This window comes from Kocuria atrinae C3-8 (genome assembly GCF_000286355.1).
Classification (GTDB): domain Bacteria; phylum Actinomycetota; class Actinomycetes; order Actinomycetales; family Micrococcaceae; genus Kocuria; species Kocuria atrinae_A.
The window spans coordinates 1-22389 of record NZ_AJXN01000090.1 but is presented as its reverse complement, the minus strand read 5'-3'; the positions used below and the strand labels follow the sequence as shown (position 1 = coordinate 22389).

Here is a 22389-nt window from a genome sequence, read left to right as displayed (position 1 = left end):
ACTGGGGCGCGGGGTTCAGCCCCAACGCGCGGCCTCAGCGCACGATCTCGCGCTTGGTCCCGTCCAGCGCCGCGTCCAGCCGCGCGCATCCAGGTGTTCGAGCAACGGGATGGCCACGCGCCGGGTGGTCCCCCACGCCTGCCGCGCCTGGCTCGTGGTGAAGGGCTGTTCCAGGCGCGCCAGCTCGCGCATGGCCAGTGCCGGAGCATTCGGCAGCACGACGACGCCGCCCTCCAGCCTCAGCAGCCGTCCCGCCCGTTCTGCCGCGGCCAGCTCGCGCGGACCCAGCCGGAGATCGTCCAATTCATAGGCTTCGGGGGCTGCGAAGGGATTCTTTGCCAGTTGCGCCTCAACCGTGGTGAGCGACTTTTCGGCGACGCCCAGCCCGGCAGCGCGGCCGGGCACGGTGATGAAGCCATCTCGTTCCTCGAGCTGTGCCTGTTTGATGACCGCGCTCAACAGCTCCGGTCCGGGCAGCGAGAGCTCTCCGATCGCGGCGCCCCGGGTCAGACCCGGACTCAACGCATCACGATCGTGCAACCCTTCAACTGCAGTCCTCAGCCGATCGGCCCATGAAGTCAACACGGTCGATGAAGCCACCAGTGACCGGCTCGCAGAATGTTCGCGTCTGCGGGAGGCTCAACACTGTCCGAATCCACCAGGCCCAGCGTGTGTAGCCATGCCACGCGGACGGCACCGCGACGCTTCGTCTCTGCGACAGCATCCCCCGTGTCCGGGAGTTCGGCCAGCCATGCGGCCTGGCGGGCGCTGTCACCACGCCGGGTGAGTTCGGCCGGGTCCACGTCCAAAACCCGCGCACCGCCCAACAGCACACGTGCCTCGGGATAGCGCATGACCAGCCGGTCCCCCGGGATCAGGGCCAACTCCCGGGACAGGTGCACGCGCGCGTGATCGTCGTCGAAGGGTCGCAAGCGCGCGGGTACCGGGGCGGAACCCGCGTGAACCATGATCTCCGCAGGGGCGTCCTCGAAGGCGATCCCGGAGATCCGGCGGACATCCAGTTCGTCCGTGGTGGGCCACTGATCCGTGGCCAGCAGCGCATCACCGCGATGAATGTCCTCCGCCGAGATGCCGCGCAGGTTCACGGCGACACGATGGGTTGGGCCGATGCTCTCGACCGAAGAGTTATGGCTCTGCAGCGACCGCACGGTCACGGACCGTTCTCCGCCCTGACCGAGCAACGTGAGTCGGTCGCCCACGCGAACCGTTCCGCCGGTCAGTGTCCCCGTGACCACGGTTCCGGCTCCGGACACCGAGAACGCCCGGTCCACCCACAATCGCAGCCGCTCGGCGGGATCCGGCAGGGGTAGCCCGTCCAGCACTCCGTTCAACGCCACACGGAACTCGTCCAGCCCCGTTTCGTCCTGGGCAGACACGGCCACCACTGGCGCATCACGCAGACCGGTTCCGGCGAGTTCGCCCCGGACCTGCTCCGTCACCGCTTCGACTCGTTCCGGTGCTCGATCCGTTTTCGTCAGCACGATCAGGCCGCGCTCAATACCGAGTGCGGCCAACGCGTCCCGATGGTCGCTGGATTGGGCCTGCCACCCCTCGTCGGCGGCCACCACGAAACACACGACGGGTGCCGGTCCAAGACCCGCCAGCATGTTGCCGAGGAATCGTTCGTGCCCGGGCACATCCACGAACGCCACGTTCTTCCCGGACGCAGATCCGCCCACGCGAAGCCCAGGTCGATGGTGAGTCCGCGTCGTTTCTCTTCGGCCCAGCGGTCCGGTTCCATGCCGGTCAGGGCGCGCACCAGCGTCGATTTTCCGTGGTCCACGTGCCTGCGGTTGCCACGACATACATCAGTCCAGGGCTCCCAACGCGGCGCGTGCCGCGGCGGTGACCCGAGCGTCGTCGTCCTCGGGAATGCAGCGCAGGTCGATCAGGCACGCGCCGTCGTGCACGCGCGGCAGTACTGCAGGTTCGCCCAGTCGCAATGCCGATGCCGCTCGCTCCGGTAGGCGCACGGCCCACCCCGGTAGCGGCACGCCGGGTGCTCCGCCACCGCCAACGCGACCGTCGTGGGGAACCACGGGCATGCCGAGGTCGTCGCCGAGCCGCTCGGCACGCACACGCAACCGTTCGGGATCCGCGTGGAGTGCTTGCTGCACCGGAGTATTGCCGGAGACCAACGTTGCTTCGAGCGCGGCCAGGGTCAGTTTGTCGGCACGAACAGCACGTGCCAGCGGGTGCTTGGCGAGCTTCTGGATCGTCTCCGCGCGGCCCAGCAGAAGTCCCGCCTGGGTGCCGCCGAGCAGTTTGTCTCCGCTGGCGATGACGACATCCGCGCCGGCCTCGAGTGCCTCGGACAGGCTGGGTTCATCGGGAAGGATCGGGTCCGGCGTGAGCAGTCCGCTGCCCACGTCCATGATCAGGGGCAGGCCGTGCTCGTCCGCGAGCGCGCGCAACTCTCGCAGCGGGACGTCCGAGGTGAAGCCGCTGACCCTGAAGTTACTGGGATGGACTTTCAGCAGCGCGGCGGTCTGGGGACTCACTGCGTCCGCGTAGTCGGCCAGATGAGTGCGATTGGTGGTGCCGACCTCCCGCAGGCGGCGCCCGTGGATTCCATGAGATCCGGCAATCGGAAACCCGCACCGATCTCCACGAGTTCCCCGCGGCTCACGATGATCTCGCGGTCTGCGGCCAGGGCGGTCGTGGCCAGGACGAGGGCGGCCGCACCGTTGTTGACGACCAGGGCGTCCTCGGCCGCCGGGCACACCGCAAGAAGTGCCTCGCGTGTCGCCACCCCTCGTTTGGACCGTTGCCCCGTGACCAAATCAAGCTCGACGTCCACGTAACCGCTCGCGGTCAGCAAGGCCTCTCGGGCTGCCGGTGACAGCGGTGCCCTACCGAGGTTTGTGTGGATGACCACGCCGGTCGCGTTCAGCACGGGAGTCAGGGAGGTGGCTCGTCGTTCGGCAAGGTCCGTGATCACCGTGTCCTGCACGTCTTCCGGTGCTATCTCCGACCGGCGGGCCCGATCCTGCGCCCGCGTAACGACAGCGCGAATCACCTGATCACTCAGCCTGTTGCGAGCGTCCTGCACCTCCGGTAGCGCCAGGAGCTGGTCCGTGCGGGGAATCCGTGAACGGGGGTCTGCACCGGTCACTGTGACTCCTTGTGCGTTTCGGGGCCTGGGTGTGCGGCCACCGCCCCAGGACAGGCCGAGGAGCGGCGGCCAAAGTTGGCGGAAGCGGACGGGAATCGAACCCGCCAAACCGAGATGCTCGGTTTCACCGGTTTTGAAGACCGGGGTGCCCACCAGGACACAGACGCCTCCGTGTCGAACGTACCACCGGAAAGGATGCAGACCAGTTGCACCGGCAGCCAGCCATTTCATCACGCCGTACTGCTGAGTAGGCCCCGAAAATCAGTCAGAACCCGTCACGGAATGGTGCGCGGGCGAGAACCATTCCCGCTGGGCCCGGCTCCTACACTGATCACATGGCCTCTTCACAGTCCTCGTCCACTGACCTTCGACTCACCGGGTACGCCCACGGCGGCGGTTGCGCGTGCAAGATCCCGCCGGGAGAACTCGAGGAGGCAGTGCGCGGCCTCACCGGCCAAACTGCACCCAACGTTTTGGTGGGCCTGGACGACGGCGACGACGCCGCTGCGGTCCTGGTCCGCGATGACCTCGCTGTGCTGTCCACGGCGGATTTCTTCACCCCCGTGGTGGACAACGCCTACGACTGGGGGCGCATCGCTGCCGCCAACGCGCTCTCCGACGTCTACGCGATGGGCGGTCACCCGGTGGTCGCGATTAATCTGGTCGGCTGGCCCCGCGACCTGCTCCCCATGGATCTGATGTCCGAGGTGTTGCAGGGCGGACTGGATATTGCCTCGGAGGCGGGTTGCCCGGTGATCGGCGGCCATTCCATCGATGACCCCGAACCCAAGTACGGCATGGCCGTGACCGGCACTGCGGACCCCACCAAGCTGCTGCGCAACGACACCGCGGAGGCAGGGCTGCTATCACCCTAACCAAGCCCCTGGCGTCGGACTGCTCAACAACCGCCACAAGCAGACCGGCGAGGTCTTCGATGAGGCCATCGCAACCATGACCCAGCTCAACCGGGATGCTTCCCAAGCCGCCGTGGCGGCAGGACTCAAGGCCGCCACGGATGTCACCGGTTTCGGACTGCTCGGCCATCTGTACAAGATGGCCCGCGCCTCCGGTGTGGGCGCGGTCATCGACCGCAGCGCGGTCCCCATGGTGTCCGGTGCGGCAGAAGCACTGCGGGACGGGTTCGTCTCCGGTGGCACCCGCCGCAACCTGGACTGGGTGCGCCCACACCTGACCGCTGACTCCGGCATCACCGAAGAGGATTTGCTGTTCCTCGCGGACGCTCAGACATCAGGCGGACTGCTCGTGATCGGTGAGCTGCCCGGTTACCCCGTGATCGGCGAAACCGTGGCGCTCCCCGAACGCGACGAAGAGCTGGTCCGCGTCCGCTGATGGCAGTGGTCCACCGGCCGCAGTCCATCCGACGCTGAGTTCACACGAGCCGTGGGTCGACACCCTGCGGTGTCGGCCCACGTCCATGTATCGGTCCAGCTAGGGAGGTCAGCCGGCCGTGGTGATCGAGTCGTCGGTGATGCCCGCGGCGCGGCGCTTGGCCAAGCGGTTTCGCTGCGGTTCCACGGTGTACTTGGGATCCTTCACGGAGTCCTTGCCCGCTTGGAACACGCCGAAGCGCGTGAGAGCCGAGGAGGCAACCAAAGCGGCGCCCGAGAGAGCGGCGACCCAGCGACGTCGTCCGCCGAGGATCGTGCCCGCGGCGCCGGCGAGAGCCAGACGTTCGCTCCACTTGAGCCACGTTCCGGGACGGCCCTGCTCGAGAGGTTCGGCTGCCACGGGATCCATGCGCTCCTTCATGAGGTGCATGGCCACGAGTTCGCCAGCCACGCCCGCGAGCGCGAAAGTGCGAGCCGGCGCGGTCTCCCGCACTGGGGTGGTCAGCATCGCGAGTCCGCCGGCGGCCAGGGAAGCCGAGCTCACGAACACGAACGGAAGATCCTTGTGCATCGCGTTCCACGTGGGAACCGCGGTGTCGCCGAGCAGCACTGCGGTGTAGGCAGCCAGCGGCGCGCCCAGTACCGCGGCACCAGCGGCAGCGGGGCGGTCGACGAATCGCAGGACAGGACGCAACGGCCCCAACGGCAGCTTCGAATGCGTCACCCGATCCATCTCTGCGGCAGCAGCGACACCCGCGTGAGTGGCGTAGTACGCGAGCAACCACGAACCCAGGCTCATAGGTGAGGTGGGCTTGATGGTGCGCATCATGTGCAGGAACCGCTCGGGGCGGCCAGGTCGCGACCAGCGCACTGTGCCCAGACCTGCGGCGGTGATGGCGGACAATCGCATGTTACGTCGCAGAAGCGGCCGGTCGTGAGCTCACCGCCGAAGGCCAAGATGGACGAGCCACCCGCCAGGCCACCCAGGAACAGGTACGCGCCGATCGGTGCTTCCCACGGCGGGGCCTTGACGATGGGTCGCCCATAGTAAGAGGTGAACTCCGGCTCCGGCACCATGGGCATTTCGCGCGAGCCGTCGCCTCCGCGGCGAAAGGCTGACCCGGGCGCACGACGGCGCCCCTTGCCCATGCGCTTACGGCGCGGCTCCTCCGGGGGCCGGTAGTTGTCGAACTCTGAGACACTCATCGGCGACCACCCGACGCAAAGGCGACGGCGCCAACGGCCAACATGCCCGCGACGGCCATACCAGCCCGCTTGAACATGTACGGAAGATCCGCCGTGGGAACTCGTGGATCCGGCGGCAGCCCATAGGTCTCGGGCTCGTCGAGCAGGAGGAACACGGAACCGGTGCCGCCCACGCCGTCCTTGGGGTTGGCGCCGTAGAGCCGGGCCTCGGTTTTGCCCTGCTCGTGCATCTGCGTGACCCGTTCGCGAGCGGTCGCGACCATGGAGTCACGGTCGCCGTACTTGATGGACGTGGTGGGGCACGCCTGAGCGCACGCCGGAGTCTGATCGTTCTTCATCCGGTCGTAGCAGAGCGTGCACTTCTGGGCCACGCCGTGTTCCGGGACCTTGACGGTGTCCGGCATGGGCGGTGAATCGCGCTGGTTCTTCGGCTCGAAGACACCATCGCTGCGACGTTCGATCACACCGAACGGGCAGCCGGCCACGCATGTGCCGCAACCGTTGCAGATGTCATCTTGGACCACCACGGTGCCGTACTCGGTACGGAACAGCGCACCCGTGGGACACACGTCCAAGCAGCCGGCGTTGGTGCAGTGCTTGCACACGTCCGATGACATGAGCCAACGGAAATCGGGGGTGTCCGGGTGCACGGCAGCGCCGGTGGCACCATCATCGGTACCCGTGGATACAGAATCCGGTGTTTCGGTGGCCGACGGACCACCGCAACCACACGCTCCCGACCCGCAACCAGTTGGGACGGCCTGCGTTACGGGAATGGTGCCCTGCGGAGTCGTCGTAGTGGACACTGAACCCTGCGGCGGGCCGACCTTGGGCATGCCCAGGTTGACCAGCGCGCGTCCGGATTCGCGAGCCCGTTCGATCTGGTCCGCGCCCTGCTCGATGAAGGCCACGTGCGCCAGGTGTTAGCGCCCAGAGCGCCCGTGTTGTCGTAGGAGGAACCCAGCAACTCGTAGTCCGAGTCGACCGGATTGCGGTTCCACTCCTTACACGCGACCTCACACGCCTTGCACCCGATGCAAATGGAGGTGTCCGTGAAGAACCCCTTGCGCGGATGCGGGTGGTCGTAGTGGGCGTCCGCTGTCGGATTGGCAGATGCTTCTCCGGTCATGGGGAACCGTCCTCTATCTGTTCGGCGGTGAGTTCGAGCTCGGGATCGGTGACCATCGTGTTACTCGTGGCCGGGGTGAGCCCCGCGCGTTCCTGATACTCCGCAATCAGCTTCAGAACCTCAGGGCCGCGCGGCCTACGACCTGGCCGGATGTCGCACGAACCCACCTTGCCATTCTGAATGTGCACGTTCGGATCCAGCGCGATGCCCAGCAGATCGTTGGCCGCGTCACCGGTGACCACCGCGTCCTGGCCGACGCCCCAGTGATAGGGCAAGCCGATCTGATGCACGGTGTGACCGCGGACGGTCAACGGTTTCATGCGGTCGGTAACCAGAACTCTGGCCTCGATCGCGGATCGGGGCGAAATGATGGTGGCCCAACCGTACGGCTCCAGCCCCTTTTCCTCCGCAAGCTCGGGTGAGACCTCACAGAACATCTCCGGCTGCAGCTCGGACAGATACGGCAGCCAGCGGCTCATACCGCCTGCAGTGTGCTGCTCCGTCAAGCGGTAAGTGGTGAATACGTAGGGGTATACATCCGTGCCCGGCTTGCCCGCACTCTGGGCGAACAGATTGTCCCAGCGCGGGAACGTCATGCGCGTGGGGTTCTGCTGCTGCGCGTAGAGCGGGTTGGCAATGGGCGATTCCTGTGGCTCGTAGTGGGCTGGCATCGGACCGTCCACCAGGCCCTTGGGCGCGAACAACCAGCCCTTGCCGTCTGCCTGCATGACGAACGGGTCGTCACCGGCCAGAGCGTCACCGCCTCGCTGATCCTTGCCGGGCCGGCTGCCCGGGGCACGATCGATCGGGAAATCAGGGTTGTCCTTACCGACCCAGCGCTGCTGGTCCTCGTCCCACCAGATCAACTTCTTCCGTTCACTCCATGGCTTACCCTGCGGGTCCGCGGAGGCACGGTTATAAATGATGCGGCGGTTGGCGGGCCAGGCCCAACCCCACTGCGAAGCAATCTCGTCCTGCTCGCTGCCGGGCACGCGATCGGAGGCGTGGTTGATGCCGTCCGCGTAGACACCCGTGTAGATCCAGCAACCACCGGATGTTGAGCCGTCCGAGCGCATCTCCGTGTAGGCGGACAACGGTTGACCCGCGTGCTCGCCGGTGAGGTGCCGTCCATTGATCTCGGCCAGCACTGCTTCCGCATCCGGATCGCCGTGCTCATCCGTGGGGTAGTCCCACGTGAGGTCCAGCAGCGGACGGTCGCGCGGATCGTCCGAATCAGCCAGTCGCTCTCGGATCCGCTGTCCCAGCTTGTAGAAGAATTCCAGTTCGCTCTGGCTGTCCCCCGGCGGGGCAACCGCCTGGTGACGCCACTGCAGCAACCGCTGCGTCTGGGTGAACGTGCCGGACTTCTCCACGTGGGTGGCCGCGGGCATGAAGAACACTTCGGTTTCAATGTCTTCGGTGCGCAGCTCACCCGACTGGATCTCCGGGCCGTCCTTCCACCATGTAGCGGACTCGATCATGTTCAGATCTCGCACGACCAGCCACTTCAGGTGAGACATGCCCATGCGCTGCAAGCGGCCGTGTGCGGATCCCACCGCGGGGTTCTGACCGAGCAGGAAGTAGCCCTCCACTTGATCGGCCAGCATGTTCATGAGTGTTTGATACGTGCCGTGCGGTCCGTTGAGCCTGGGGATGTAGTCGTAGGCCCAGTTGTTCTCGGCCTGAGCGGCGTCGCCCCACCAGGCCTTCAACAGGCTGACCGCGTACGCATCTGCGTAGGCCCAGTAGCCCTTCTGATCACGCGCGGAAATCGTGTCCAGATAATCGGTGAACGTTTCCGTTCGGACCGAGGGCATGGGCAGGTATCCGGGCAGCAGGTTGAACAGCGTGGGAATGTCCGTTGAGCCCTGGATGCTCGCGTGGCCTCGCAGTGCCATGATGCCGCCGCCGGGGCGACCCATGTTGCCGAGCAGCAGTTGCAAGATCGACGCCGTGCGGATGAACTGCGCGCCCAGCGTGTGCTGGGTCCACCCCACCGCGTAGGCGAAACACGTGTGCGTTCGCGCCCCGAGTTCTCGGTGATCGCCCGCGCCATGTACTCGAAGTCCTCGATCGAGATACCGCACGCGTCCTGCACCATGTCCGGCGTGTACCGGGCGTAGTGGCGCTTAAGAATCTGGAACACGGTCTGCGGGTCCTGGAGAGTGTCGTCCCGGAGCGGAACTCCGGGGCCCACGGGAGCGCCGCCGCTACCGTACTTGTCGCCGCCGGCCTGCTCGCGTTCGTCGTCACCCTCTTCGTGCTCCTCGGGTGCGGTCTCGTCCGAGCGGTCCTGGGGTTCCCCGTGGTGCTCGTCCCAGGAGGTGCCGTAGCCGTGGTAGGCGGAGTGAGTGGACAGGGCCGATTCGTCAGGCTCCGCGGCGTCGTCGGAATCCTGATCGTGCTGTTCGGTGGTCTGGTAGGACCACGACTCCATGTCGTACGCGTTGTCCTTGACGCTGTACCCGGAGAACAGTCCGTCCAGGTCTTCGGTGTCCTGGAAGTCCTCGTTCACCAGGTTCGCCGCGTTGGTGTAGGCGCGCACGTACTCGTCGAACCACAAGTCGTTGCTCAGCACATAGTTGATGAGTGCGCCGAGCAGCACGATGTCGGTACCCGTACGAATCGGAATGTGTTTGTCCGCCACCGCCGAGGTGCGCGTGAAACGCGGATCGACGTGAATGACCTTGGCGCCGCGCGCTTGGCCTCCGTCACCCATTGGAATCCCACGGGATGGCACTCGGCCATGTTGGATCCCTGAATGATGATGCAATCGGCGTTCGCCATGTCCTGCAGTGACTGAGTAGCGCCACCGCGGCCAAATGAGGTTCCCAAACTGGGAACCGTGGAGGAGTGTCAAATACGGGCTTGATTCTCGATCTGTACGGCCCCGGCAGCAGTGAAGAGCTTCTTGATCAGATAATTCTCTTCGTTGTCCAGGGTCGCACCGCCCAGTGAGGCGATGCCCATGGTGCGACGCAGCGGACGGCCTTGGTCGTCCGTGTCCTGCCACCCGCGGCGTCGGGCCTTGATGAATCGATCGGCGATCATGTCCGTCGCGGTATCGACGTCCAACTCTTGCCAATCGGTGGCGCGGGGTGCGCGGTACAGCACGCGGGTCTGTCGACCAGGAGAGTTGACGAGCTGTTCGCTCGCAGACCCCTTGGGGCACAAACGACCACGGGAGATCGGGGAATCCGGATCGCCCTCGATCTGGATGACCTTGTCGTCCTTGACGTACACCTTCTGCCCACAGCCCACGGCGCAGTACGGGCAGATGCTCTGCACCACCCGGTCGGCCGTTTCGGTGCGTGAGGTGATGTCCCGGGTGCGCTGAGACACCACGGCAGAACTACGGCCGGTGGAGTCCGCTGTGCGGAATTGCCGGAAGACGGGCCATTCCAAGGGGCTGAATCGCGACATGGTGTCAGGCTAGTCCAGGTCAGGATCGGTGGGCAGCTCTTGATCCGCCGTGTCGATCCGATTCTCTATCTGCAGTTCGTCCACGTCCTTGAGCGGGTCCTCATCGGCCCCCCACTGGGCATCGTCCTCTTCCCACGCGGAATCCTCATCACCGGTGGTGCCGATGAACTCGTCCTCGCGCAGGGGTTCACTGGCGGTGTCCGGGTTGTCGATGGGGTTGGGGTCGGGAATGGGTTGAGACATGATGGCTTCCTTTCTCGCTGCGTGGTCGGTTAACTCGACCGACCCGTAGGACGATCATTGTACTTACTATCACTCGTCAGCCGGTGCATCGAAGGACCACATCACACCGAAGCGATCGAAGACCGTGCCGTACCACCCGCCCCATGGCGCCTTTTCGAAAGGCATGCCCACCGAGCCACCACCGTTGGTCAGCTTCTGGATGAGGTCGCGAGCGTCGTCGGGGGTCTCGACCGTGTAGAGCAGCGAGTAGGCGGTTCCGCGCAGTGGATAGTCATTACCGTCCTCCATGGCGTCCCCACCGGCAACCCGGCCACCCGGAGTGGTCAGGACCGCGTGGGCCACGTGTTGAGGGTTCGGTTCGAAGGGCATCCCCTCCAGCTGCATGTCTCCGTAGCGCATGAGATCCAGGTCTCCGCCAAAGACTTCGTGCCAGTGTTCAAAGGCCTCGGCGGCGTTGCCGGGTAGAGCGATGTAGGTAGCGAGGGTGGTGCTCATGAGATGCTCCTGAGTTCAGAACGTCACGGCAGTTTTGTGTCGCGTGCTCGCCAGAATAGGCCTCCCCGGCTCGTGGAACCAGACCTCCCGAGGGGAACTTCGCGTTAACTCACGCGCGTCACCCGCTACCTAGGGGGAGCCCTTGTGCGTCGTCATAGACACCCGTTCAGATCAGCGGCCACGGGAACCTCATCCCCGTGGGATCCGCCGGGAGCCTGCCCAAGAGCCCCAGGACTCTCACGCGTTCCTGAATGGCCTGGACTTCCCCGGCAGTCAGCAGGTCCGCCACACCGGCCGGGACCTGATGTTCGAGCGGCGCGATGTCCTCCTGCAAGGACTCCGCGATGGGTTCCCGCGCAAAGTCCCAGATAACCGTTCGAAGTTTGTACGGCTCGGCGAAGCACAGGCCGTGGTCAATGCCCCAGATCCGGCCGTCCAGGCCTCGTAGAACGTGGCCGGCCTTGCGGTCGGTGTTGTTGGTGACCACGTCGAAAACCGCCATGCGTTTGAGGTCTTCGTGCGTCTCCGGGCAATCCGTGTAGAGAGTGAAATAGTGCTGTTCCAGGTCCGTCTCCACGAACCGCTGCAGGGACCCGATGCCGTACGGCCCGTCCTCCCGAATAATGGTCAGCGGCACGATGCCCCAGCCAGCGCCTCACTCAGCAGGTACGCTGCGCGCTCCCGTCGGTAGAGCCCCGGCTCGAAGTCGTACAGGGGCCGCTCCCCCAGTTCTGGTTTGTAAATGGCCCAACACTGACAGTCCCCGTGGGTCAGTTCGACCAGAAAGGTCTCGTTGCTGCTCTCCACGAGCTGCCCGAGGATCTCAATCTCGCCGAGTTCCAGGAGTTCACGCGTGCGCTGGTCGTCCACCATGGTTCCTCACTGCGCCGTGAGCGTGGCCAGGGAATCCTGTGTGGAATTGACCGTGAGCACCAAGGGGTCGTGGTCGCTCGGATAGGCAATCGCGGACACCGAGCACGGCCCCACACTGAGCCGCTGGAACTTGTCCAGCGGTGTCCCCATCTCGTGGGCCAGCACCGCCCGAATCGGGTCCGCATGGGAGAAACACACCACCGTGCCACCGGGGTGAGCGGTCCGGATGCGAGTCAGCGCGTCGACCATCCGCTCCAGCATCTCCCGGAAACTCTCGCCACCCGGGAACGTGAAGCTCGCGGGTTCGTGCTGCACGGTCTGCCATTCGGGCGAGCGCGCCAGGTCTGCCAATTTCTCGCCGGTCCAGTCACCGACCTCTAGTTCCAGTAGCCCAGGGTCCTCGATCACCGACAAACCGGTAGCGTCCGCGGTGGCCTGCGCGGTCTCCCGCGTGCGCTCGAGCGGAGACGAGTACAGCGCGGTCAGCCGCAATTCGCTCATCCGCTTGGCGACGCGAGCCGCCTGTTCCCGCCCGGCGTCGGACAGGTGCAATCCCGGGGTTCGGCCGGGCAGAAGTTGCCCTGTGGTGGGTGTCTGACCGTGTCTGACCAGAAGCAGCGTGGTGGTTTCGGGGCTCACACCGTCCAGCGTAGGCCCACGGTTCTGCCTCGTCACGGTTCTTGCGAGAGCCACGGGTCACGCGGCGTCATCACCCTTTGGAGGGGTCGACGCCGCTCACCCCCGCGCGTAGCGTGGCTTGCGTGAGCGTTCAGCCTGAGATTCGTACCGTGGGTGACCTGCGATCAGCCGGTCACGTCCAGAAAACCTGCGTGAAGAGATTCGCGACAACCTGCTGGCTGCCCTGGCAGCCGGGGATAATCCGTGGCCCGGCCTGCACGGCTTCGACCGCACGGTCATCCCCCAGCTCGAACGCGCCTTGATCGCCGGACACGACATCGTGTTGTTGGGTGAACGAGGCCAGGGTAAAACACGTCTGTTGCGGACCCTGTCCGGGTTGCTGGATGAATGGAGCCCGGTGATCGAGGGGTCCGAACTCAATGAGCACCCCTATGACCCCATCACCGCGGAATCCGTCGCCCGGGCAGCACTCGAAGGTGACGCTCTGCCCATCGCCTGGCGGCACCGCACGGATCGATACGTGGAAAAGCTGTCCACTCCGGACACCTCCGTGGCCGACCTTATTGGCGACGTGGACCCCATGCGCGTGGCCGAAGGTCGCCGGCTGGGGGACCCCGAAACCATCCACTTTGGGCTGGTCCCCCGCGCCAACCGGGGCATCGTGGCGCTCAACGAACTTCCCGATCTGGCCGAACGCATCCAGGTGGCACTGCTCAACGTCATGGAGGAGCGCGACATCCAGATCCGCGGTTACGTGCTGCGGCTGCCCCTGGACGTGCTCGTGGTCGCCTCCGCGAACCCTGAGGACTACACCAACCGCGGCCGGATCATTACGCCGCTCAAGGACCGCTTCGGCGCAGAAATCCGCACTCACTACCCGCTGGAACTCAGCGACGAGATCGCGGTCATTCGCCAGGAGGCCCATCTGACGGCCGAGGTTCCGGACGTGATCCTGGAGATCCTCGCCCGCTTCACGCGAGCGCTGCGCGAGTCCAACGCGGTCAACCAGGCGTCGGGCGTTTCTGCGCGGTTCGCGATTGCCGGCGCGGAAACCATTGCGGCCGCGGCTCGACATCGAGCGACCGTGCGCTCGGGCGAGGACGCCGTAGCTCGCCTCGTGGACGTGGACAGCGCCGTGGACGTCCTGGGCGGCAAGATCGAATTCGAATCCGGCGAAGAAGGCCGCGAGGACGAGATCTTGGAGCACCTCCTGCGCACCGCGACCGCCGACGCCGTGCGGTCCCATTTCCGGGGCTTGGATTTCGGGCCGCTCGTGGAGGCTTTCGATGGTCAACGCACCATCACCACCGGCGAACAGGTCACCGCCCAGGAGTTCCTGGACGCCCTGCCCGAGCTTGAGGACAACGAGTTGTACGACCAGATCGCCCAGCACGTGGAGGGGACAGCGCCGGTCATCGCGCCGCCGCGATCGAGCTGGCCCTGGAGGGTTTGTTCCTGGTGCGTCAGCTCTCCAAGGAAACGGGTGACGGGGAAACCGTCTACGGATAGAGGCCAGCATGCGTCATCATCATCGGTCATCGCGGTACGGCCGTTATTCCGGGGGTCCGGACCCGCTCGCGCCGCCCGTCGACCTCGCCGAGGCTCTGGACGCGATCGCCGAGGACGTCATGGCGGGGTACTCCCCCGAACAGGCCATGCGGGAGTTCTTGCGCCGCGGTGGACGGAACCAGCGCGGACTCGACGATCTGGCGCGCAAGGTGCACCAGCGGCGTCGTGATCTGCTGAGCAAACACCGCTTGGACGGCACAGTTCAGGAGGTCAAGGAACTGCTGGACAAGGCGCTGCGTGAGGAACGCAACCAGTTTTTGCGGGACGCGCGGATGGACCCCATGGACCGGCAGTTCCGCGAGATGCAGCTCGACAGCCTGCCCTCCTCCACCGCGGCCGCGGTCACCGAACTGTCCAATTACGACTGGCAGTCCGATACCGCGCGGCAGCATTACGAGCAGATCAAGGACCTACTGGGCCGGGAAATGCTCGACCAGCGTTTTGCCGGTATGAAACAAGCGCTGGAGAACGCCACGGACGAGGACCGGCAGGCCGTGGCGGAGATGCTGAGCGATCTCAATGACCTGCTCGACAAGCATGCCCGCGGCGAGGACACTCCCGAGGATTTCGACGAGTTCATGGCCAAGCACGGTGACCAGTTCCCCGAGAACCCGCAGGACGTGGACGAACTCATCGACGCGCTCGCTCAGAGAGCTGCGGCCGCTCAGCGCATGATGCGTTCCATGACGCAGGAGCAACGGGACGAGTTGATGTCGTTGTCCGCGCAGGCCTTCGGATCGCCCGAGCTGATGTCCCAGCTCGACCGGTTGGATGCCTCACTCCAAGCACTGCGACCGGGCGAGGACTGGACCGGATCCGAACAGTTCGACGGCGATCAGGGCCTCGGCCTGGGCGACGGCACCGGGGTGCTCCAAGACTTGGCGGACCTGGATTCGCTGGTCGAGCAGCTCTCGCAGTCCTACTCGGGATCCACGCTCTCGGACCTGGACATCGACGCGCTGACCCGGCAATTGGGCGACGACGCCGCGGTCTCGGCCCGCACGCTCGCCGAACTGGAAAAGGCGATGCAGGACAGCGGCTATCTCCGCCGCGGCACCGACGGGGACCTGAAACTTTCCCCGCGCGCGATGCGCAAACTGGGGCAATCCCTGCTGCGCGATGCCGCCGGGCGCATTTCCGGACGACAGGGCCGCAGGGACACCCGACTGGCCGGAGCTGCCGGGGAGCAAACCGGATCGAGCCGCGCGTGGGAGTTCGGGAACGTGGAACCGTGGGATGTCACTCGCACGGTGACCAATGCCATCGGTCGCACCGCGGCCGCCGGTAAGGATCCCATGCGGGGGCTGCGGATCGACGTGCAGGACATCGAGGTGCGCGAAACCGAGGCACGTACGCAGGCGGCAGTCGTGCTGCTCGTGGATACCTCGTTCTCCATGGCGCTCAACGGCCGCTGGGTGCCCATGAAGCGCACCGCGCTGGCCCTGCATCATTTGCTGTCCACTCGGTTCAGGGGTGACCGGCTGGAGTTGATCACCTTCGGCCGGTATGCCCAGCGCATGGATATCGGTGAGCTGACTGCTCTGCCCGCATGGCACGAACAGGGCACCAACCTGCACCACGGTCTGTTACTGGCAGGCCGGTTCTTCCGCCAGCACCCCAACATGCAGCCGGTACTGCTCGTGGTGACCGACGGCGAACCCACCGCCCACCTGATGACGCACGGGGAAGCATGGTTCTCCTATCCCCCGGACCACGAGACGCTGCTGAACACGGTGTCCGAGCTGGACAAGGTCACACGGCAGGGCGCGGAGGTGACGTTCTTCAGGCTGGGTGACGATCCTGGGTTGGTGCGCTTTGTTCAGGCCATGGCCAAACGGGCCGGCGGTCGCATGGTGGCACCCGATCCGGAGGACCTGGGAGCGGCCGTGGTCGGTGAGTTCCTGCGCAACCGTTACGCAGATCCCGTGTGGGACGTGGACTGGGACTGACCCACGCCCGCAACGTAGTGGAACCTCTAAGTTTTGGGCGCTCAAGCGTGTTGACCTGTCCCTTGTCACTGCTTCATTTGCATGGAACAGTGAGCTGGACCACGGCGCCACACTGTGGCGCTCTGTCGCCCGACAAGTAACCAGGAGGTCACCGTGAACCTGTCTTGGCTCATGCCCGTGCTCGAGACCGAAGGGCCGTTCCTGTCGATCTACATCGACTCCACGCGAACTGATCCCAGCTCTGCCTCGGGCCTGTCCACCCGGTGGGGACACTTCCGTTCCAAACTCGCGGCCGACGGCGCTCCGGAGGAAATTCTCGAGGAGATCGAGGAAACCTTGCTGGAACCGTCTCCCATCGGTGGTCGACACGGCCGAGCCATCCTGGCCACCGGATCGGACATTCTGGTCGACCGAGTGCTGCCGGCACCCCCGCGGCAAGATTCCGCCCACTGGGGTGATGAGCCAGTTCTGGTGCCGTTGCTGCAGGTGATTCCGTATGCCGTGCGCCAATTGCTCGTTGAAGTGGACCGTTCCGGCGCAGACCTGCACCTGCGCGCTCCGGAGAACCCCAAGATCACCAAGAACGACAACGGTCTGGGCGAGGATGCCTCCGTGGACGGTGGCCACGACGAACTCCACAAGTCCAGCGTGGGCGGCGGTTCCCAGCACGGCTGGCGCTCAAGCAACTTGGAAGCCCGCGTCGAGGATTCCTGGGAACGCAATGCGGAGGCGGTTGCCTCCAAGGTCGATTCCATCGTGCGCGACCGTCAGTTGGACATGCTGCTTCTCACCGGCGACGTCCGAGCTCAGTCACTGCTCAAGGATGAACTGAGTAAGGAAGCCTTGGCCATCCTGAAGGAAGTTCCTGGTGGCACGCGCGGAGTGAGTCTGGACCGCGCCTCGTTCCGCGAAGAAATGGCCCGCGTCACCGAGGAGTTCATCAAGAGCCGACAGAAGTCACTCGCCGACCAGTTCACCGAAAACCAGAGCCGCGGTGGTGAATCCGTGGCCGGTGCGTCCGAGGTCGCGGAAGCATTGCAGCGCGGTCAGGTGTCCGAGCTCATCCTGACGATCGGTGCCGAACCGGACAACGCGGAAGAGTTGGCCCGACAAGCCCTTGCGACCGACGCGGGGATCTCCACGCTCGGCGCCGAGTACGCAAACCTGCCCGAAGGTGTTGGGGCTCTGCTGAGGTGGCGAGACGACGCCACACCGTCCAACAGTTTGTCCAGCATGTCCAGTGATCACGGCCGTGAGGTTGCAGCTGACTGATCATTCGGCGCAGAGGAGGCCCATGGCTTCGACCCGTGCGTTGGTGAGCTTGGCCGCCGGGTTCTACGCGGCGAACTGTTCGCTGGGAATTTCGGTGGCCAAGCGCTGGGTCGACACGTCCAACGTCCGTTGGGTCCATCACGGCTTGTACATCCTGACCACGGCCACGACCTGTACGGCCTTTCTGGCGTGCGCCGTCCGACGGTCCCCGGCCGCGCTCGCGTTGGCTCCCGCAGCCCTTCCGCTGTTCATGCTGCAACATCACGGTGCGCGCCCACTGGGGCGACATACCAGGGATGCGCTGTCAGCGGCCCCTTGCTACGTGGCCGGCCTCGTGCTGGCCTGGAGGTGATTCATGGAGTTCCTCGACGTCGTGTTCAATCGACGGACCACCAATGGCCCGTTCCGCCCGGACCCGGTCAGCCCGGAACATCAACAGTTGCTGATCCGCGCTGCGGCCGCCGCACCCTCGCAGTTCAACAGTCAGCCGTGGCGATTCGTGATCATCGAGGATCGGGACACCATCAACACGGTCGCCTCCATCAGCGGCGAGAGCATGACCGAGGTGATGAGTTCCGGCACGTTCTTCAATCGCTACAAGAAGTATTTCCGGTTCAGTCAGAAAGAGATGGACACGCTGCGCAGCGGCATGCTCTTCGACAAGCTGCCCGCGTTGCTGAGGCCGTTCACATCCCGCGCATTTACGCCGTCCGGTCAGAACCTGATGAACAAACTCAGGGTGCCGCAGACACTCGGCGAGGAGAACCGCAAGCTGGTGGCCGGGTCACCGTTGCTCCTGGGCGTGATGCTCGAACGTGGTGAATACCGGCCCGAAGAACTGTCCGGGTTCTACTCGGTCTTCAGCATGGGCGCTGCCATGGAGAACCTGTGGTTGACCACCGTGGAACTGGGCATGGGGATTCAGTTCGTCTCCTTCCCCATGGAGGCGCCCCACAACTGGCAGCGGATCGTGGAGATGCTCCGAGTCCCGGAGGACCTAGAACTCATGGCGGTCTACCGGCTGGGTTACCTTCCGGAACGTACTCACCGGCCGGCCATCGACTGGTCCAGCCGCGAGCGCAAACGCCCGTCCCAGTTCGTATTCCGGGAGACGTGTGACGTCCCTCAGGAGGGCTGGGACAACGACGTTCGGCCCGGTTCCGGCTGAGACAAAACCGTCAGTAATCGAAAGAACCGTTGCCGTGTCACGCACCAACCTGCGGGCACCGCCCTGGTCAACTCGTCGGGACGATAGCTGCGCCGGATCGACAACAGCCCGTCGAACCGCGCGAACGTCCGTGTTCGAACCAGCGGGAGCGTGGCCACCCAGTACAGCAACCACGCCACGCGGCTGCGCCGCAGGTCGTTGTGCACGCACAAGGATCGGGCGAGGGCTGCGCTGTCCGTGAGGAGTTCCGCGAGTTCGGTGGAGGACAAATGGTGGAGCACATGATTGGACACCACCACGTCGAACCGCTCCCCTGCCACTACTAACTCCGTGCTGGACTGGGCACGGTAGTCGATCCCGGCTCCGTGATCGTGGGCCTCAGCCCACGCGTGGGCTCTGCGGTCCGGATCGATGGCCGTGACGGTCAGATCGATTCCGTCGCGTTTCGCCCACCGCGCCAGGCAGCGAGCGACGTCGCCGCCCCCGCACCCCACGTCCAGGAGTGTTGCCACACGCCCTTCGAGCGCGGCGGCCCGCAGGACGGGACGGATCCGGCTCCGGTAGATGGGACGCCAGGAAGCCACCAACGGATTGATCACACCGAACAAGCGATACGTGGCGCCCAAGGCAACGGGATCGCAGTCCGGGTCATCCATGAGTTCGGCCTCGCCCGTACTTCGACGGCGCAGCAGCAGGTCCTTCTTCATGCGCGCCCTTGATCCGGTGCCACACGCAACAGCGCGCTCTCGATGCTCAGCCCGGGACCGAACGCGAGCGCCGCCGTGACGCCGGCGCGGTCCGAGGTGCGGAGCCTGTCCAGGACGAAGAGGATGGTTGCGCTGCTCATGTTTCCCGCATCGGCGAGCACGGCTCGGGACGGTTCCATTTGCTCGTCGGTCAGGGCCAACCGGGATTGCACCTTGTCCAGGATGCTTCGGCCGCCGGGGTGAACGGCCCACAACGGGATCTCGGCCACGTCGTGTCCCGTTCTGGCCAGCAGCGGGGCGAGAGCATCGGTGACATGGTCATCAATGATGCGTGGGACATAGGTACCCAGGATCATCTCGAACCCCTCGTCGCCCACGCTCCAGGCGAGCTCGTCCTCACCCACGGGAGCCAGCGTGGTCTCGAAGTCCAGCAGTTCCAGCACGGGCTCAGATTCCGACACTTCGGTGTCTCGTGCCGTGATCACGGTGGCCGCGGCGCCGTCCGCGAACAATGCGTTCCCCATGATGGTGTCCGGGTCATTGCGAACGTGCAGGTGCAGGGTGCACAGTTCCACGCACACGACCAGCACCACGGCCTGAGGATCGGATCGGCACGCTGTATCCGCCGCGCGCAGGCCGGGAACGCTGCGTTGCATCCCATGAATCCCAGGTGCATGCGCGTCACGTCCGCAGGAAGGCCGAGGTCCTTCACCACGCGGACGTCCGGACCCGGCGCGAAGAACCCGGTACAGGACACGGTGATCACGTGCGTGACATCCTCCGGTGCGACTGCGGGTGCTGCCTGATGGAGCGCGGTGCGCGCGGCACGCACAAACAGCCGCTTCGCGTGGTCGGTGTACAACCGATTGCGCGTGTGCGTCCCCGGTGAGAGCAGATGTCCCGAGGCGGGATCTACGAAGGGCGACGGCGCGACGTCGTCGTTCTCGTTGCGTGCCGGCGAGGCTGCGTCCCAAGTTCCGGGAGCACCGTGTGCCGGGTTGCCACGCCGGAACCCGCGAAAGCGGAACCGACCAATCGGGAACCCAACCGGGTCATGTCCGGCTGGTCAGCGAACAGCCGCGCCACGTTCGGTTGGTGTATCTGGGTGTCCGGGAGGACGGTCGCGATCGTCAGCATGCGTACGGTCATACCCCATGGTAGGCACCCGGAATGGTTGGAACCCTGGTCATCGCGGTAGCCGAACGATCGTCCTCGGGTGCGACCGCCGTTACCGGCCACAATCACCAGCCTCTCGTGGGACAGCGTTCGGTCAAGCCGCTGGCCGACGGAATTCCTCGGGCAGTTCCTCGAGTAACCGCAACCACAGTTCCGACGCCGTGGGATAACTGGGCACCGCGTGCCGGAGCACGTGCACCGGGACCTGCCCCGTCATCGCGATGGTGGCCGCGTGCAATTGCTCGCCCGCTTCCGGCCCCACGAACGTGGCACCGACCAAGCACCTGCTGGCGCGGTCCACCACGATTTTCGCTTGGCCCTGAACATCGTTGCGGAGCAGCGCCGAACCGGCCACGGAGCTGTACGGCACCTGTGCGACCACCGCATCGATCCCCCGCTCCTTCGCGGCGGCCTCGGTCAGCCCCACCTGCGCGACCTGGGGTTCGGTGAAGATCACCTGGGGTACCGGCGGGTTTTCAATCTGAAACGGTTCCGGACCGCCCGTGGCCGCGACACGAATCTGGGCACCCACCACCCGGGCCCGGTACTTGCCCCAGTGCGTCAGGGGCGCGTCACCGCTGGCATCTCCCACGACATGGAGCCACTCGGGGAGGTCATGATGCAGCACGTCATTCGCGGTCAGGCCACCCGAGTCCAGGCCCACATCCCCCAGCCGCGGGGCGCGTCCGGTGGCCAACAACACCTCGTCCACCTCGAAGTCACCGGCAGTGGTTTCCACGTGCACCGTTCCGCCGTGGATCCTGCCCAGCCCCGTGGACTCCGGGTTGTCTCGGCGGCACGCGGTCACGGACGCATTCAGGACGGGCTCCACGCCGTGAATCTTCATGCCGTCCAGGACGCCGACCCCGACGAACGGTTCATTGGCTGACAACAGTTGCGAGCCACGTACCAGCACCGTGACCTGGGAACCAGCGCCGCCAGCCACGTGGCTGCCTCACAGGCGACCACGCCACCGCCCACGATCGCCAGACGTTCAGGCACCTCGATCACGCCGGTCGCGTCCGCAGAGGTCCACGCCTCGATTCCTTCGAATTCGGCGGGAACCGTCGGCTCACTACCGGTCGCGATGATCACCGCGTGCCGAGCCGTAATCGTGTGCGAAGCGGCGCCGTCGTCGACCTGAACCGTGCGCTCCCCGGCAAGGCGAGCGTGGCCCCGAACCACCTGGAGCCCGGCGGATTCTGCCCACTCGATCTGGGAAGTGTCGTCGTAATGGGAGACGAACGAATCTCGTCGAGCGAGCATCCCGGGGCGATCGAGCTGAGCCTCGATGACCCCCTCGATATCGGCGGACGTACCCACCACATCGACCGGCCGCAGCATGGCTTTACTGGGCATGCAGGCGTAGTAAGAACACTCGCCGCCCAGCAGATGGCCTTCCACGATGATCGCGGTGAGGTCGGCGCCTTCGATCGCGTACTGGGCCGCGTTCTCGCCCACGGGTCCACCCCCGATGACGACGACGTCCGCGCTGAGTTCTTGAGTTTCCGGCTGTTGCGTTGTCGTCACGAACGATCCTTTCGAAAATGGCAGAAGTGTTGGGGCCGATGGACTCGACCCCAACACTCAAATAGTTAGCCTGCTGACGATTAGTTGCATCGTAGAAGCCAGATAACCCCAGCGAAAGTGGTCCTAGTGGTGACCGCCACCGTGTGCGTCATGGAACGACATGATGCCCTTGGGCAGCACCGTGAACGGGCGCATCATCGTGTGGTCCTCGTGATCCAGAATGTGGCAGTGGTACATGAAACTGCCCGTGGCGCCGGTGAAGTCACCGAGCACCTGGACCCACTCCCCCGGTTGAACAACCCACGTATCCTTCATGCCTGCGGTCATGGGACTGATCGGGCGTCCCGGTCCGGGAATGGGCAGTGGGTTGGGTGTCGACGCCGTCGCGGGGTCAAAGCCGGGCAGTGCACCGCCCGGCCCAGCGGCCATTGCCAACGATTGAGCATTTGGAACTCGGTCATGTGGATGTGCATCGGATGCGGAGGCCCGCCCAAGTGCACGATGTTCACACGGCCAGTCACCCTC

Annotated in this window: 15 protein-coding genes, 1 tRNA gene and 7 pseudogenes; 6 read left to right on the top strand and 17 right to left on the bottom strand. The window is 65.3% G+C overall.

Annotated elements, in window-relative coordinates; translation table 11 throughout:
• Positions 1-15 precede the first annotated feature (15 nt).
• From YO9_RS21595 to YO9_RS0110025, 4 genes and pseudogenes are all read right to left on the bottom strand, one after another.
• Positions 16-585, bottom strand: coding sequence for a SelB domain-containing protein (locus YO9_RS21595; protein WP_396350745.1), 570 nt, complete (start codon positions 583-585; stop codon positions 16-18).
• Complete coding sequence (locus YO9_RS21590) at positions 579-1700, bottom strand: GTP-binding protein (RefSeq protein WP_396350744.1); 1122 nt, start codon at positions 1698-1700, stop codon at positions 579-581. The genes YO9_RS21595 and YO9_RS21590 overlap by 7 nt, the downstream gene beginning before the upstream one ends.
• 129 nt (positions 1701-1829) lie before the next feature.
• Positions 1830-3136: pseudogene (selA, locus tag YO9_RS0110030) on the bottom strand (L-seryl-tRNA(Sec) selenium transferase).
• 76 nt (positions 3137-3212) lie between these two features.
• Positions 3213-3307 (bottom strand) — tRNA-Sec (locus YO9_RS0110025).
• 164 nt (positions 3308-3471) lie between these two features.
• Here YO9_RS0110025 and selD point away from each other — a divergent pair.
• Positions 3472-4486, top strand: a pseudogene (gene selD, locus YO9_RS0110020) (selenide, water dikinase SelD).
• 108 nt (positions 4487-4594) lie between these two features.
• Here the strand turns inward: selD and nrfD are convergent.
• The 8 genes and pseudogenes from nrfD to YO9_RS0109980 all read right to left on the bottom strand — a co-directional run bounded on the left by nrfD (position 4595) and on the right by YO9_RS0109980 (position 12493).
• Positions 4595-5691: pseudogene (nrfD, locus tag YO9_RS0110015) on the bottom strand (NrfD/PsrC family molybdoenzyme membrane anchor subunit).
• Positions 5688-6602, bottom strand: a complete 915-nt coding sequence (locus tag YO9_RS0110010; RefSeq protein ID WP_016997348.1) for a 4Fe-4S dicluster domain-containing protein — start codon at positions 6600-6602, stop codon at positions 5688-5690. The pseudogene nrfD and the gene YO9_RS0110010 overlap by 4 nt, the downstream one beginning before the upstream one ends.
• A 214-nt stretch (positions 6603-6816) precedes the next feature.
• A pseudogene (gene fdh, locus YO9_RS19990) lies at positions 6817-10243 on the bottom strand (formate dehydrogenase).
• A gap of 9 nt (positions 10244-10252) precedes the next feature.
• On the bottom strand, positions 10253-10486 hold the full coding sequence (locus YO9_RS0109995; RefSeq protein WP_016997346.1) for a hypothetical protein: 234 nt from the start codon (positions 10484-10486) through the stop codon (positions 10253-10255).
• 69 nt (positions 10487-10555) lie between these two features.
• Positions 10556-10981 carry a VOC family protein gene (locus YO9_RS0109990; RefSeq protein WP_016997345.1) on the bottom strand — a complete coding sequence of 142 codons (426 nt, stop codon included), beginning with the start codon at positions 10979-10981 and terminating at the stop codon, positions 10556-10558.
• 166 nt (positions 10982-11147) lie between these two features.
• Complete coding sequence (locus YO9_RS0109985) at positions 11148-11618, bottom strand: protein kinase family protein (protein WP_317259810.1); 471 nt, start codon at positions 11616-11618, stop codon at positions 11148-11150.
• A complete protein-coding gene (locus YO9_RS20855) occupies positions 11609-11854 on the bottom strand; it encodes a protein kinase family protein (RefSeq protein ID WP_317259809.1) in 246 nt (81 codons plus the stop codon). The genes YO9_RS0109985 and YO9_RS20855 overlap by 10 nt, the downstream gene beginning before the upstream one ends.
• 6 nt (positions 11855-11860) lie before the next feature.
• Positions 11861-12493: an MSMEG_4193 family putative phosphomutase gene (locus YO9_RS0109980; RefSeq protein ID WP_016997344.1), complete on the bottom strand. Its 633-nt coding sequence runs from the start codon at positions 12491-12493 to the stop codon at positions 11861-11863.
• A 122-nt stretch (positions 12494-12615) separates the two neighbouring features.
• Between YO9_RS0109980 and YO9_RS0109975 the strand changes: the two are divergent.
• The 5 genes and pseudogenes from YO9_RS0109975 (at position 12616) to YO9_RS0109955 (ending at position 18451) form a co-directional block, all read left to right on the top strand.
• A pseudogene (locus YO9_RS0109975) lies at positions 12616-14002 on the top strand (sigma 54-interacting transcriptional regulator).
• A gap of 8 nt (positions 14003-14010) precedes the next feature.
• The gene (locus YO9_RS0109970) at positions 14011-16011 is read left to right on the top strand and encodes a vWA domain-containing protein (RefSeq protein WP_031273058.1); all 2001 of its coding nucleotides are present in this window, start codon (positions 14011-14013) and stop codon (positions 16009-16011) included.
• 153 nt (positions 16012-16164) lie between these two features.
• Positions 16165-17283, top strand: a complete 1119-nt coding sequence (locus YO9_RS0109965) for a baeRF2 domain-containing protein (RefSeq protein WP_016997341.1) — start codon at positions 16165-16167, stop codon at positions 17281-17283.
• A 22-nt stretch (positions 17284-17305) separates the two neighbouring features.
• Positions 17306-17635: a hypothetical protein gene (locus YO9_RS0109960; protein WP_016997340.1), complete on the top strand. Its 330-nt coding sequence runs from the start codon at positions 17306-17308 to the stop codon at positions 17633-17635.
• A gap of 3 nt (positions 17636-17638) precedes the next feature.
• Positions 17639-18451, top strand: coding sequence for a nitroreductase family protein (locus tag YO9_RS0109955; protein WP_016997339.1), 813 nt, complete (start codon positions 17639-17641; stop codon positions 18449-18451).
• Here the strand turns inward: YO9_RS0109955 and YO9_RS0109950 are convergent.
• The 5 genes and pseudogenes from YO9_RS0109950 to YO9_RS0109935 form a co-directional block, all read right to left on the bottom strand.
• The gene (locus YO9_RS0109950; protein ID WP_016997338.1) at positions 18409-19158 is read right to left on the bottom strand and encodes a class I SAM-dependent methyltransferase; all 750 of its coding nucleotides are present in this window, start codon (positions 19156-19158) and stop codon (positions 18409-18411) included. The two genes, YO9_RS0109955 and YO9_RS0109950, sit on opposite strands and share 43 nt — an antisense overlap.
• Positions 19155-20307 (bottom strand): annotated as a pseudogene (locus tag YO9_RS0109945) (type III polyketide synthase). Before YO9_RS0109945 ends, YO9_RS0109950 begins: the two are co-directional and overlap by 4 nt.
• Positions 20308-20428: 121 nt before the next feature.
• On the bottom strand, positions 20429-20761 hold the full coding sequence (locus tag YO9_RS21585) for a hypothetical protein (protein ID WP_396350746.1): 333 nt from the start codon (positions 20759-20761) through the stop codon (positions 20429-20431).
• 261 nt (positions 20762-21022) lie between these two features.
• Positions 21023-21795: pseudogene (locus tag YO9_RS20845) on the bottom strand (FAD-dependent oxidoreductase); the annotation flags it as partial.
• 192 nt (positions 21796-21987) lie between these two features.
• Positions 21988-22179 carry a multicopper oxidase domain-containing protein gene (locus YO9_RS0109935; RefSeq protein ID WP_016997337.1) on the bottom strand — a complete coding sequence of 64 codons (192 nt, stop codon included), beginning with the start codon at positions 22177-22179 and terminating at the stop codon, positions 21988-21990.
• Between the last annotated feature and the right edge of the window lie 210 nt (positions 22180-22389).

Excerpts from the sequence above, each read along its gene's own strand:
- YO9_RS0109995 (WP_016997346.1), bottom strand. The coding sequence starts at position 10,486 with ATGTCTCAACCCATTCCCGACCCCAACCCCATCGACAACCCGGACACC.
- YO9_RS0109990 (WP_016997345.1), bottom strand. The coding sequence starts at position 10,981 with ATGAGCACCACCCTCGCTACCTACATCGCTCTACCCGGCAACGCCGCC.
- YO9_RS20855 (WP_317259809.1), bottom strand. The coding sequence starts at position 11,854 with ATGGTGGACGACCAGCGCACGCGTGAACTCCTGGAACTCGGCGAGATT.
- YO9_RS0109970 (WP_031273058.1), top strand. The coding sequence starts at position 14,011 with ATGCGTCATCATCATCGGTCATCGCGGTACGGCCGTTATTCCGGGGGT.
- YO9_RS0109960 (WP_016997340.1), top strand. The coding sequence starts at position 17,306 with ATGGCTTCGACCCGTGCGTTGGTGAGCTTGGCCGCCGGGTTCTACGCG.
- YO9_RS0109955 (WP_016997339.1), top strand. The coding sequence starts at position 17,639 with ATGGAGTTCCTCGACGTCGTGTTCAATCGACGGACCACCAATGGCCCG.
- YO9_RS0109950 (WP_016997338.1), bottom strand. The coding sequence starts at position 19,158 with ATGAAGAAGGACCTGCTGCTGCGCCGTCGAAGTACGGGCGAGGCCGAA.
- YO9_RS0109935 (WP_016997337.1), bottom strand. The coding sequence starts at position 22,179 with ATGAAGGATACGTGGGTTGTTCAACCGGGGGAGTGGGTCCAGGTGCTC.